General features: G+C 58.1%; 11 protein-coding genes. 7 read left to right on the forward strand and 4 right to left on the reverse strand.

Annotation, left to right across the window (positions count from 1 at the left end; genetic code table 11):
• Positions 1–13: 13 nt before the first annotated feature.
• Positions 14–286: a PilZ domain-containing protein gene (locus R1T46_RS15745; RefSeq protein WP_036208246.1), complete on the reverse strand. Its 273-nt coding sequence runs from the start codon at positions 284–286 to the stop codon at positions 14–16.
• Positions 287–482: 196 nt separating this feature from the next.
• Between R1T46_RS15745 and R1T46_RS15750 the strand changes: the two genes are divergently transcribed.
• Positions 483–1,496, forward strand: coding sequence for a Fe(3+) ABC transporter substrate-binding protein (locus R1T46_RS15750; protein ID WP_085680885.1), 1,014 nt, complete (start codon positions 483–485; stop codon positions 1,494–1,496).
• A gap of 88 nt (positions 1,497–1,584) precedes the next feature.
• Positions 1,585–3,267 carry an ABC transporter permease gene (locus R1T46_RS15755; protein WP_228210717.1) on the forward strand — a complete coding sequence of 561 codons (1,683 nt, stop codon included), beginning with the start codon at positions 1,585–1,587 and terminating at the stop codon, positions 3,265–3,267.
• A gap of 36 nt (positions 3,268–3,303) precedes the next feature.
• On the opposite strand, the gene R1T46_RS15760 is transcribed toward R1T46_RS15755, so the two are convergent.
• Both R1T46_RS15760 and R1T46_RS15765 read right to left on the reverse strand, forming a co-directional pair.
• Positions 3,304–3,789 (reverse strand): thioesterase domain-containing protein, encoded by a 486-nt coding sequence (locus tag R1T46_RS15760; protein WP_041333170.1) that lies wholly within the window; start codon positions 3,787–3,789, stop codon positions 3,304–3,306.
• Positions 3,790–3,861: 72 nt separating this feature from the next.
• A complete protein-coding gene (locus tag R1T46_RS15765) occupies positions 3,862–5,529 on the reverse strand; it encodes an AMP-binding protein (RefSeq protein WP_317306092.1) in 1,668 nt (555 codons plus the stop codon).
• Between the two features lie 300 nt (positions 5,530–5,829).
• Here R1T46_RS15765 and R1T46_RS15770 point away from each other — a divergent pair, with 300 nt between their 5' ends.
• The 3 genes from R1T46_RS15770 (at position 5,830) to R1T46_RS15780 (ending at position 8,584) form a co-directional block, all read left to right on the forward strand.
• Positions 5,830–6,816 (forward strand): ABC transporter substrate-binding protein, encoded by a 987-nt coding sequence (locus R1T46_RS15770; protein ID WP_091642014.1) that lies wholly within the window; start codon positions 5,830–5,832, stop codon positions 6,814–6,816.
• 61 nt (positions 6,817–6,877) lie between these two features.
• Positions 6,878–7,780, forward strand: coding sequence for an ABC transporter permease (locus R1T46_RS15775; protein ID WP_317306093.1), 903 nt, complete (start codon positions 6,878–6,880; stop codon positions 7,778–7,780).
• 9 nt (positions 7,781–7,789) lie between these two features.
• Positions 7,790–8,584, forward strand: a complete 795-nt coding sequence (locus R1T46_RS15780; protein WP_036208270.1) for an ABC transporter ATP-binding protein — start codon at positions 7,790–7,792, stop codon at positions 8,582–8,584.
• Between the two features lie 61 nt (positions 8,585–8,645).
• On the opposite strand, the gene R1T46_RS15785 is transcribed toward R1T46_RS15780, so the two are convergent.
• Complete coding sequence (locus R1T46_RS15785) at positions 8,646–9,455, reverse strand: DUF6160 family protein (RefSeq protein WP_041333163.1); 810 nt, start codon at positions 9,453–9,455, stop codon at positions 8,646–8,648.
• A gap of 586 nt (positions 9,456–10,041) precedes the next feature.
• Here R1T46_RS15785 and R1T46_RS15790 point away from each other — a divergent pair.
• Positions 10,042–12,180 (forward strand): adenosylcobalamin-dependent ribonucleoside-diphosphate reductase, encoded by a 2,139-nt coding sequence (locus R1T46_RS15790; protein ID WP_317306095.1) that lies wholly within the window; start codon positions 10,042–10,044, stop codon positions 12,178–12,180.
• Positions 12,181–12,208: 28 nt separating this feature from the next.
• Positions 12,209–12,898 carry an NrdJb gene (locus R1T46_RS15795; RefSeq protein ID WP_036208278.1) on the forward strand — a complete coding sequence of 230 codons (690 nt, stop codon included), beginning with the start codon at positions 12,209–12,211 and terminating at the stop codon, positions 12,896–12,898.
• Positions 12,899–12,905 lie beyond the last annotated feature (7 nt).

Below are 12,905 nucleotides of genomic sequence, written 5' to 3' on the forward strand. Positions count from 1 at the left end.
AGGTGAGCACCGTCTATTGATCCGCAAACTGTAGACCAAAACCATCGTTGGTCTTACGTACCACCACCATATCCAGCACGGGAGCAGGCACCGGAAGGCCCTGCACCTGAACCTGAACACTGTCACCGATCGACGGTGCGAAGGGTTCGGTGTCGACAACAATAAAAACGCCACCATCGGAAATGTCCCTGGTTGAGAACACGAATTCACCAAGTTCTTCATGGGTAACCCGAACCTTCGCACTCATTGCTGTGCGACCGTGCACTCTTCGATCATTCCCAACCATAGTCTGTATGCCCACCACTTTTTACATAGTTTTTATAGTCTTCCGAAGCATAACACCATTTCCGCGATAAGTTGGCAACGGTGTATTGACACTCAGCGCAACACAAATAAGAATAGTTGGCATTGTTAACTACCATTACGTCTCACTACACGTAAAAAGATCACCCCTTACCCAAAACCATAAAGGAATACCTACCATGAAAATGAAACTTGCGGCGACTGCCATCGCAGCAGCCTGCGCGCTGCCCCTGCAGGCCAGCGCTGACGGCGAGGTCAACATCTACTCCTACCGCCAGGCTTACCTGCTGGAACCGCTGCTGAATGCATTCCAGGAAGAAACTGGTATCGAAACCAACGTCGTCTTCGCCAAGAAAGGCCTGGCAGAGCGACTGGAGCGTGAAGGACGCAACAGCCCCGCGGACCTGGTGATGACGGTGGATATCTCCCGCATCAACGAGCTGGTTGAGCGCGACCTCGTTGAAGGCATTGAAAACGAAACCCTGCAGAGCAACGTCCCGCAGAACCTTCGTCATCCTGACGGCAAGTGGTTCGCCCTCACCACCCGCGGCCGGCTGATCTATGCCTCAAAGGAACGTGTTGAAGAAGGCGAAATCACGACCTACGAGCAACTGGCGGATGAAAAATGGGATGACCGCATCTGTACCCGCAGCGGCAAGCACCCTTACAACATTGCCCTGTTCTCCTCCATGATCGCCCACCATGGCGAAGAAGCCACTGAAGAGTGGCTGGAAGGCCTGAAAGACAACCTGGCACGCAAGCCCCAGGGCGGTGATCGTGACCAGATCAAGGCCATCCATGCCGGCGAGTGCGACATTGCCATCGGTAACAGCTATTACTACGGCAACATGCTGAACGACGAGAACCAGCGCGAGGCCGCCGAGTCCGTACGTCTGGTATTCCCCAACGCAGCTGGCCGTGGCACTCACATCAACATCAGCGGTATCGCCCTGACCAAAAGTGCGCCCAACCGTGACAACGCCATCCGCCTGATGGAGTTCCTGTCAGAGCCCAAGGCACAGCAGATTTACGCCGAGGCCAACACCGAATACCCGGCCAACCCCGACGTAAAGCCCTCCGGCATGGTGGCCGAATGGGGTGAGATTAACCCGGACGACCTGTCTCTCCAGGAAATCGCGGAGAACCGCAGCGCAGCGGTGAAGATGGTTGATCGCGTCGATTACGACAACTAAACCATCCTTGTATTGAAAAAGCCGGGACTCAGGTCCCGGCTTTTTTGTACAATCCGCACCCTATTCCCAATTCACCCAAAGGAAACCTATGTCCGAGGCCATTGAACAGACCGGGGCGAGATACCCCCTGCTGGCAAAACGGACCTCGAAACGCTGGCTGATCACCGCCGCAGTGACCACCTCCATCGTGGCGCTTCCGGTACTGTCGGTGCTTATCCTGGCGCTGTTTCCGGAAGAGAATATCTGGCCTCACCTGCTGGACACCACGCTTCCCCGCTATCTGGTTACCACACTCCAACTCATGGCCGGCGTGGCTTTCATCACGCTGGTTATCGGCCTCGCCAGCGCCTGGGCGGTCACCATGTGCGACTTTCCCGGTCGCAAGTTTTTTGAATGGGCCATGCTGCTACCCTTTGCGGTGCCTGCCTATGTCATTGCTTATGTCTATACCAGCCTTCTGGATTACGCCGGGCCGGTTCAGACCGCCATGCGGGACTGGTTTGGCTGGCACAACGCCGCCGACTACTGGTTCCCCGAGATCCGCAGCCTGGAAGGCGCCACCCTGATGATCGGCCTGGTGCTCTACCCTTATGTGTACCTGCTGGCACGGGCCGCGTTCCTGGAGCAATCCCCTTCCCTGTTTGCGGTCAGCCGTAGCCTGGGGCATTCCGCCATCAGCACCTTCTTCCGGGTTGTGCTGCCGATTGCCCGGCCTGCCGTAGCGGTTGGCCTGTCGCTGGTACTGATGGAAACCCTGAACGACTTCGGTACGGTGGATTTCTTTGCGGTACAAACCCTGACCGCCGGGCTGTTCGACACCTGGATGAACCTGGGGAACCTGGGAGGCGCCGCGCAGATTGCCACCACCATGCTGGCCTTCGTCGTTATCCTGGTGACCCTGGAGCGCTATTCCCGGCGCAAACAGCAACAATTCGCAGCGCGGGACAACCGCGAGCCAATCCGCCGCTTTACCCTCTCACGCCCGCGCCAGTGGGTTTGCGTGGCCGTCTGCGCCGTTCCGGTGATCTTCGGTTTCCTGCTGCCGGCCGCCACTCTTGGCCACTATGCCTGGGAGTACTTCGACGAAAGCTGGAACCCGGACTTCGTCCGCAACACGCTCAACAGCCTGTTTCTCTCGGGAACCGCCGCGCTGACCACGCTGATCATTGGCGTCACCCTCGCCTACAGCCGCCGCCTGCACGATACCCGGGGCATGCGCGTGATGATGCGGCTGTCCAGCCTGGGCTACGCCATGCCCGGGGCCGTGCTCGCAGTGGGTGTGATTGTGCCGCTGGCCGGTTTTGACAATTGGGTGGATGGCATCCTGAGGGACAACTTCGGGGTCAGCAGTGGGCTGCTGCTTAGTGGTACCGCCTTTGCGTTGGTGTTCGCCTATACCGTTCGCTTCCTGGCGGTCTCCGCTGGCAGTGTGGAAAGTGCCCTGCAGAAAATTACACCCAGTATGGACATGGCCTCCCGGTCCCTGGGCCATACACCGGGCAACACACTGCTGAAGGTTCACCTGCCCATGTTGCGGGGCACCTTGATTACGGCGGCGTTGGTGGTGTTCGTGGACTGTATGAAGGAGCTGCCGGCGACGTTAATCCTGCGGCCCTTTAATTTTGAAACCCTGGCCACCTACGTGTACCAGTTTGCCTCGGACGAGAAGCTCGCCCACAGCGCCCTGCCGGCATTGATTATCGTGCTGGCCGGCATCATTCCGATCATCCTCATGAGCAAGTCCATTTCCGACACCCGGGCCATTAGCTGACGTTCGCCGCCTTCAAGCGGCAGCCGGGAAGTCCGCTTAGATCACCGAACGAGAATGCGCGCCCTGAACCACAAAACGGCCCTGAAAAACCGCAACGGGTTCTCTGACGGGTTCCGTGGTGGGTTCGCCGCAGTACACTTCAGCAATCAGGGAAAGCCTGCCCTTGCCGTGGCGGGCCAGGCTTTTTCGGAATCGGTCAGGGACTTCACCGCCGGGGAGGCGGCACAGGGCGAAGAAGTTCGTGTCTACCGGTTCAATGTGCTCAATTTCACCTACCTGGATCACCACCTTTCCGGCCAATCCCAGGTCGGTCAATACCAGCTCAACCAACCCCCAGGCGGAAATCACTGCAACCGAGTAGACACTCCCCCCGAAGCCAGTCCCCTGGTGGTTGTGGTTGGGGGCCAGCGGAGCACTGACCAACAACGCATGGCCGTCATAGGAAACCAGCTCCACACCCAATGCTTCCGAGAGCGGAATCATGTCATAAATGCGTTTCTGAAACCGGGCTAACTGAGTCATATTCCCTCCTGAATATGTCTTCAGTTTATGCCCGTTTCAGTGCTTTCCCTATGCGACTTACGTCGGTTTTCTCTACTGCCAGATGACCGGCTCACGTTTTGCGTACCAGGAGTCCACATTTTCCTGATACGCATCCTCCACCACATTACGCTTCAGCTTCAGTGTCGGGGTCAGGAAGCTGTTCTCGATGGACCATTCATCGCTGACCACGGTAATGAACGCCAGTTGCTCGTGAGGGTCCACGGTCTTGTTCACGTCTGTAATCAACTGCTTGAAGCTGGCCTCGATGTCCTTGCGGAATGCTTCATCAGCCATCTTCGGACGAATCTCCTCGCCCAGCATCACCAGCGCGTGGGGTTGCGTCTGGTTGGCCCCGGAAACACACACCATTTCGATGGCCTCATGAGACATCAGGCGGTTCTCAATCGGTGCGGGGGCGATGTACTTACCCTTGCTGGTCTTGAAGATTTCCTTGATGCGGCCGGTCAACTTCAGGCGTCCCATCTCGTCGATTTCGCCTTTGTCGCCGGTTTTCAGGAAACCGTCCTCTGAGAACGTTTCGCGGGTTTTCTCTTCGTCCTTGTAGTACCCCATCATGGTGGCCGGGCTTTTCACCAGCACTTCGCCCTCGTCGCTGATCTTCATTTCCACGCCGGGCAGTGCTTCACCCACGTAGCCGGTGCGGGAACGGCCAGGCTTGTTCATGTGGGAATAGGCAAAGTTCTCGGACATGCCGTAGCCTTCCAGCAGTTCCAGCCCCAGGTTGCGGTACCAGTCCAGCACATCGTTGGAAAGAGGTGCGGAGCCACTGCCAGCCAGTTTGACCTTGTTCAGGCCCAGCCCTTTGAGCACCTTCTTCTTGATCACCTTGTTCAGCAGCGGAACCTTCAGCAGCTTTTCCAGCTTCTCCTTGGGCAACTTCTGAAGAACGCCGTGCTGGAACTTCACCCACAGGCGGGGGACTGACAGGAACAGCGTCGGCTGTGCCCGCTGCAGATCCTGGACAAAAGTATCCAGCGACTCGGCAAAGAACAGCTGGAAACCGGAGTACAACGAGCCCAGCTCCACAAACGTGCGCTCAAAAACGTGCGCCAGCGGCAGGTAGGACAGCATGCGCTCTTCCGCACCCACGCCCAGCACCTGGGTGCCACCGGCGGCCGCAAATGCCATATTACGGAAGCTCAGCATAACGCCCTTCGGCCGGCCGGTGCTGCCAGAGGTGTACACAATGGTGGCCAGTTCATCCGCATCCCGCTGGGTGTTCTCTTCCAGTGGCGGGTACTTGCCCACAAGGTCGTCCCAGGTTTCAAAATTGTTGGGCGGGCTCAGTGGGTAGGAAATACAACGCACGGACTCCGGCACGCCGGACTTCATCTGATCCCAGTCGTCCAGCTTACCGACAAACAGAACCTCGCATTCGCTGTGGTTAAGGATGTAGTTCACCGTATCCGCATTCAGGGTCGGGTAAAGCGGCACGGAGATGTGGCCCGCCATCCAGATGGCCCAGTCCGACATGATCCACTGCGCGCAGTTTTTGGATATGATCCCGACCCGGCTCTTCTCCGGCAGGTTCAGGGATTTCAGGTACGAGGCCATCCGGCGGGCTTCATCCACCGCACGCTTCCAGGTGTATTCGACAACCTTGCCGTCGCCAATGGGCTGAGTCATGTACAGGGAATCCGCCTTGGCGTGTTCCCAGTGATAAACCATATCCAGGGGGAGTTTGTCAGTAGTGTCCATGGACCTTCCTTGCGTTGTGTTATTTTTGAGTTATCGGTGTTTTTATTATGTAAGGGCTGCACTGCATTAGACTTTAGTAGCCTATTTCACCACAGCCGTCACCGTCAAAACGTGACGGAACTAAAACTATTCCACTTCACATGTACTTTTGGCCGGCATACTGCCGCGCGAATCCCTGTAAAAGGTACCTTCCCTTACCCATCAATCCAATAGCCTGTGATAAACTCCCGCCCCATTATAAAACGCGCGTTCGATCTCCCGGCGCGCCCAAACAGTCTGAACAGACCCGGAGACCGGTTTATGGCCAACAAGATTCTGCGTACGCTGATCGGCACCGCCCTACTGGCAATGGCGGCCATTGCACCCGCCATGGCACAGAGCGACGAGCAGCGAGTAGTCGCCATCACCCAGATTGTGGAGCATCCGGCACTGGATGCTGTCTACCAGGGCATCAGGGACGAACTGGAAGCACAGGGATATAACGACGGCGAACAGGTTCGTATCATGCACGAAAGCGCCCAGGGCAACGCCGCCATCGCGTCACAGATTGCCCGCAAATTCGTGGGTGAAGGCCCGGACGTGATCGTCGCCATCGCCACGCCGTCGGCCCAGACCATGGCCGCCGCCGCTCGCCAGACTCCAGTCGTCTTCTCAGCGGTAACCGACCCAGTCGGCGCCAAGCTGGTGAAAAGCCTGAAGGCTCCGGGAGCCAACATCACCGGCGTGACCGACATGCTGCCCATCGAACGCCACCTCGACCTGCTCGAGCGGGTGGTGCCAGACGCCAAACGCATCGGCACCGTCTACAACCCCGGCGAAGCCAACGCAGTGGCTCTGGTGGAGCTGCTTGAAGAGCGCCTGCAGGCCCGTGACATGGAACTGGTTAAAGCCGCCGCCACCAAGACCTCGGAAGTGCTCGGTGCTGCGCGTTCCCTGGTGGGCAAAGCAGACGCCATCTACCTGACCACCGACAACACCGTGATCAGCGCCGTGGAAGCGGTCATCTCCGTGGGCGAGCGTGCCAGCATTCCGGTCTTCGCCGCTGACACCGCCACCGTCGGCCGTGGCGCCGTTGCTGCCCTTGGCTTCGACTACTACGACCACGGCCGCCAGACCGGCGCCATGGTGGCCCGCATCCTGGAAGGTGCCAACCCCGGTGACATGAATGTGGAATCCGTGGACACCCTGGAACTGTTCGTGAACCCCGCTGCCGCAGAGCGCATGGGCATTACCCTGTCCGACGACCTGATCAGCGACGCGAAAAAAGTCGTAAACAGCGACAAGTAATCCACTGTTAGCGGGCAGCCTCACAAGGGCTGCCCGTTTTCATTTACGGTGACCCTATCCCATGCTTAGTAACATTGCGTTTTATGGCGCCATCGAAACCGGCCTGATCTACGGGCTGGTCGCCTTCGGTATCTACCTGTCGTTTCGCGTACTCGACTTCCCGGACCTGACCGTGGATGGCAGCTTTCCCCTGGGTGCGGCTGTAGCAGCCGTCCTCATTATTGAGGGCGTTAACCCCTGGTTGGCCACCGGTGCTGCCGTTATCGCTGGCATGGGCGCCGGGGCGGTAACCGCCCTGCTGAACGTCAAGCTCAACATTCTCAACTTGCTGGCGTCCATCCTCACCATGATCGCGCTGTATTCGGTGAACCTGCGCATCATGGGCCGGCCCAACATCGCCCTGCTCACCGAGGAAACCGTCCTCACACCCTGGTACGACCTTGGCCTGGCCTACCATCAGGTGCCGGTACTGTTATTCATCATCGTGGTGATGGTAAGCCTGTTGCTGCTGTGGCGGTTCATGAAATCCGAAACCGGGCTGGCCATGCGCGCCACCGGCGCCAACCCGCGAATGGCCCGTGCACAAGGTATCGCCACCGGTGCCATGATTGTGCTGGGGGTTGCCGTCTCTAACGGTTTGGTAGGCCTCGCCGGTGCCCTGTTCGCGCAAAGCCAGGGTGCTGCGGACGTGACCATGGGTGTTGGCGTGATTGTCATTGGCCTGGCCTCCCTTATCGGTGGTGAAGCCGTGCTTACGCCGTCCAGTGTTCTCCGAGCCCTGATTGCCTGTGTGATCGGCGCCATCGTCTACCGCCTGGCCATCGCCCTGGCGTTGAATGCGGACTTCCTGGGGCTACAGGCCCAGGACCTGAACCTGATCACCGCCGTGCTGGTCACCCTGGCCATTGTGCTGCCAGGTGTTCGCACGTCCGTTGCCGCGCGGTTGACCCGCAAAAAGGCCTGAGGAGGAAGCATGATTACAGCAACCGACCTGACCCTGACCTTTGGCAAGGGCACGCCGCTTGAAAACCCGGCCCTCCGAGGCATGAGCCTGACCGTCAACCAGGGCGAATTCGTCACCGTGATTGGCAGCAACGGCGCCGGCAAATCCACCTTCCTCAACGCCCTCGCCGGTGAGGTCATGGTGGACAACGGCAACATCATTGTCGACAACCAGGACGTGACAAAGCTGCCCACCCACAAACGCTCCGGCCGTGTTGCCCGCGTTTTCCAGGACCCTCTGGCGGGCACCTGCGAAGGCCTGACCATCGAGGAAAACCTCGCCCTGGCCATCAAGCGCGGCCAACGCCGTGGGTTGAGCGCGGCGGTCAAAGCACGCTATCTGGATCAGTTCAAAACCAGCCTGGCCTCGCTCAATCTGGGCCTGGAGAATCGCCTCGGCGACAAGATGGGCCTGCTTTCCGGCGGCCAACGCCAGGCTGTCAGCCTGTTGATGGCCAGCCTGACACCCTCCGCCATCCTGCTGCTGGACGAACACACCGCCGCGCTGGACCCGAAAACCGCATCCTTCGTGTTGGACCTGACCACACAGATCATCGAAGAGCAAAAGCTCACCGCGCTGATGGTCACCCACAGCATGAAACAGGCGCTGGAAGTGGGCGACCGTACAGTGATGTTGCATCAGGGCCAGGTGGTATTCGATATCGCCGGCCAGGACCGGGAAGGACTGGAAGTGAAAGACCTGCTGGAATTGTTCGAGAAGCAGCGCGGGCTGGAAGTGGACGACGACAGCCTGCTGCTGGGCTGATCACGTTCGCCGGAGGACTCGTCTGCGGGGCACCTTGCATGCCCCGCAGACGACTTGGTCACTAGTGACCGTACACCCGCATCTGGGTATTGGTGATCGCCAGGTCATCAATAAAGATCTGGCCGATCGAGGCCTGCCCCACAATCACCTCCTGCATTCCGATGTCCGCCGCAAAGCTGGGCATATCGATCGCCAGGGAGGAACCACCGTCTGCACGCTGGCCGTTGTAGATGTACAGGTCCACTTCCGCGAACAGGTCCAACACGCTCGGGAAGGTCTGATCGTAGTCCGCACCGGTCAATGAAAGGCCACGAATGCCCACGGCCGCAAACGGCACATCGAAATCCATCACCTCAATGGCAAACGCAGAACGTAGCCGCATGACGTCGGTGTCTGTATCAATGTGAATAGAGCCACGCCCCAACACACCTTCAATGAACAGGTTGTCCATCAGCGCCGTGTTCTGGCCGCCCTGCCCCCACAATTCCCACGCACCGGAGGTCACACGGAAATCAATAGCATTGAAGAATTGCGGGCGGATATTGATGGCCGCATCGCCGTCGGCGAGCACATCAATATCGATACGGATGTTGTCCAGCAGATCATTGGAATCTGGCCCACCCAGGCCATTGAAACCAAAGAAGTCTGTCCGTTCCGCACCGCCGATGCTGATATCGCTGATCGTCAGCGACCCTTCATCGGTATAGATAAAGCGGTCCATATTGATCTTGGTTTCCAGCTCAATGGACACACCGGCCTGGCCGGTAATGTTTCCCATTGCGCTGTCCTCCAGCATCACAATGTCTGCCATTGCGGCAGCAGGCAACCCTGCGACGCCCAGCGCAAGCAGTGTTCGTTTCAGGCCTTTCATTATTATGTTCCTTTTATAGTAGTTTTCACTTCCTGTGGGCCACTACCTCTTACGACTCCACATCACTACTTTAGCGACAGGTACAAAACGGGTACGTGCATCGGTCACATTTAACTGACTTTATGAACCTTTTTTCAGATTTTTCGCTGCGCAGTTTTTGACCACAACATCTAGTGGTTTTAAGAAAAACGCCTCAAGACGGCGTTTCTACGGGCATTTCATGATTTTCAAGCATTCATCCATTGATTTTCTTTCGCAATGGGCCGCAATCTATAGTTGTCTTCTTATTCACAGACCACTATATCCTGTTATACTCATTCCATATTCACCCATATATAGGGTTTACACGGCCAGCCAACCACAAGCGGCGCACCAGTGGACCACGCGGGTGACCATCTTTCCTGAAAACCCGCTGCTGTGCCCTTTCCGGGGTTGGCAGCGGGTAATAAGAACACCAGATCTAGTGTTTTACCGGATCTGCAGAATAACGGCCTTCCAGGCCGAGACATCTTAACGACACATGGGGTATGGCCGGCTGCGGTTTGCAGCGGTCATCAAAAGACATACCGGACATCCGAGGGTGGCAATGAACGCTAAAGCACAGGCAGTGGTAACGACAATCCCGATGCAGGAAGCTTCGCTGGACATCTGGAACAGCAAGTACCAACTGAAAACCAAGACCGGCGAACCCGTCGATAAGGACATCGAAGCAACCTACGAGCGTGTTGCCACTGCCCTTGCCGAAGTGGAAAACAAAGCCAACCGCGCCAAGCACAAGAAAGAATTCGTCTGGGCCCTGCGCCACGGTGCCATCCCCGCTGGCCGCATTACCTCCAACGCCGGTGCGGAAGCCCACAAACCAGCCACGTCCACCATCAACTGCACCGTGTCTGGCTCCGTTCAGGACTCCATGAACGACATCCTGGAAAAAAACCACGAAGCCGGCCTCACCCTCAAAGCCGGTTGTGGTATTGGTTATGAATTCTCCACCCTGCGCCCCCGCGGTGCCTACGTTGCCGGTGCGGGTGCCACCACCTCCGGCCCGCTGTCGTTCATGGATATCTTCGACCGCATGTGCTTCACCGTGTCTTCTGCCGGTGGCCGCCGTGGCGCGCAGATGGCCACCTTCGACGTACACCACCCGGACGTCATCGACTTCATCCAGGCCAAGCGTGAAGACGGCCGCCTGCGCCAGTTCAACCTGTCGCTGCTGATCACCGAAGACTTCATCGAAGCCGTGCGCAACGGCGACGACTGGCACCTGTCGTTCCCCGTCACCGAGAAAGAAGTGGAAGACGAAGGCCTGGACCTGTCCGACACCACTCAGTTCGTGTACCGCGACTTCCCGATCCAGAAAGGCTATGTGGTCAATGGCGAAGGCAAGGTAGCGTGCCGCATCTACCGCACCCTGAAAGCCCAGTTCATCTGGGACACCATCATGACCAGCACCTACGACTACGCCGAGCCAGGGTTCATCCTGATCGACAAGGTCAACCAGATGAACAACAACTGGTTCTGCGAAGACATCCGCGCCACCAACCCCTGTGGCGAACAGCCCCTGCCCCCGTACGGCAGCTGCCTGCTGGGCTCTGTGAACCTGACCATGTTCGTGGACTACCCGTTCACCGACAAGGCCAGCTTCAACTATGAGAAGTACCGCAAAGTCGTGGGCATCTTTACCCGCATGCTGGACAACGTAGTGGAAATCAACGGCCTGCCGCTGGAAGAGCAGCGCCACGAAATTACCTACAAGCGCCGCCACGGCATGGGCATTCTCGGCCTGGGCTCCACCCTCGCCATGCTGCGTATGCCTTACGGCTCGTCCGAATCCGTGCAGTTTACCGAAGAAGTCGTACGTGAAATGGCCGTGGAAGGCTGGCGCCAGTCCCTGGCCCTGGCCGAAGAGAAAGGCCCGGCGCCGATCATGGATGACGAGTTTGAAGTCACCCCCAAGATGCTGACCAAGTGCCCGCAGCTGTCCCAGGACGGCTACAAGCTGGGCGACAAGCTCAAGGGCAAGGTACTGCACGCCAAGTACAGCAAGTACATGCAGCAGATCGCCGGCGTAGAGCCCGAGCTGATCGAGCAGCTGGCCGAGAAAGGTGGCCGCTTCACGCACCACACCTCCATCGCGCCCACCGGCACCATCAGCCTGTCATTGGCCAACAACGCCAGTAACGGCATCGAGCCGAGCTTCTCGCACCACTACGCGCGCAACATCATCCGCGAAGGGCGCAAGACCAAGGAAAAAGTCGACGTATTCTCCTTCGAACTGCTGGCCTATCGCCACCTGGTTAACCCCGGTGCCATGCCCTTCTCCGAAGAAGAAGACAAGCGCCTGCCCCACTACTTCACCACGTCTGAAGACGTGACGCCGGCGCAGCACGTGGACATCCAGGCCGCGGCCCAACTGTGGGTGGACTCGTCCATCTCCAAAACCGCCAACGTGCCCCAGGACTTCGCGTATCCGGACTTCAAAGACATCTACATGTACGCCTATGACAAAGGCCTGAAGGGTTGCACCACCTTCCGCTTTAACCCGGAAGCCTTCCAGGGCGTGCTGGTTCAGGAGAAAGACCTGGAAAACACACTGTACGAATTCACCCTGGACGACGGCAGCAAGGTGACCCTCAAGGGCAACGAACAGGTGGAGTACGACGGCGAGCTCCATAACGCCGCCAACCTGTTTGATGCGCTTAAAGAAGGCACCTACGGCAAATACTGATCCCGGGAACCGACACAGGACAACGAACATGACCGTTAAAATCAGCAACAAAATCGTCGGCTACCGCGTAAAGAAAGCCGACCCCGAAGCAGCACAGCCAGCCGCGCAGCCGGAAAACAAACCGGTTGAGATGAACGAATACATCGAACGGCCGGACTTCCTGCTGGGCACCACCTACAAGATCAAGCCGCCGGTGGCCGAGCACGCGATGTACATCACCATTAATGACATCCTGCTCAACGAAGGCACCGACCACGAAAGCCGGCAGCCGTACGAAGTGTTCATCAACTCCAAGTCGATGGAACACTTCCAGTGGGTAATCGCCCTCACCCGCGTTGTCTCCGCCGTGTTCCGCAAAGGCGGCGACGTGACCTTCCTGGTGGAAGAGCTGCGCAGCGTGTACGACCCCAACGGTGGCTACTTCAAGAAAGGCGGCGTGTTCATGCCCTCTCTCGTCGCCGAAATCGGCGCCGTGATCGAGAAGCACCTCAAGGCCATCGGCCTGATTGAAAGCGAGGAAATGAGCGAAGTCACCAAACGCATCCTCGCCGAAAAACGCGCCGAATTCGAAGCCAGCCACACTACGGCTACGAACGACGACAAAGCCGGCGACTACCCACCCAACGCCACCATGTGCGGCAAGTGCAGCACCAAGGCGGTGATCGTGATGGATGGGTGTGCGACTTGCCTGTCTTGTGGCGATAGTAAGTGCGGTTGAGGTAATT

Source organism: Marinobacter salarius, assembly GCF_032922745.1.
GTDB lineage: Bacteria > Pseudomonadota > Gammaproteobacteria > Pseudomonadales > Oleiphilaceae > Marinobacter.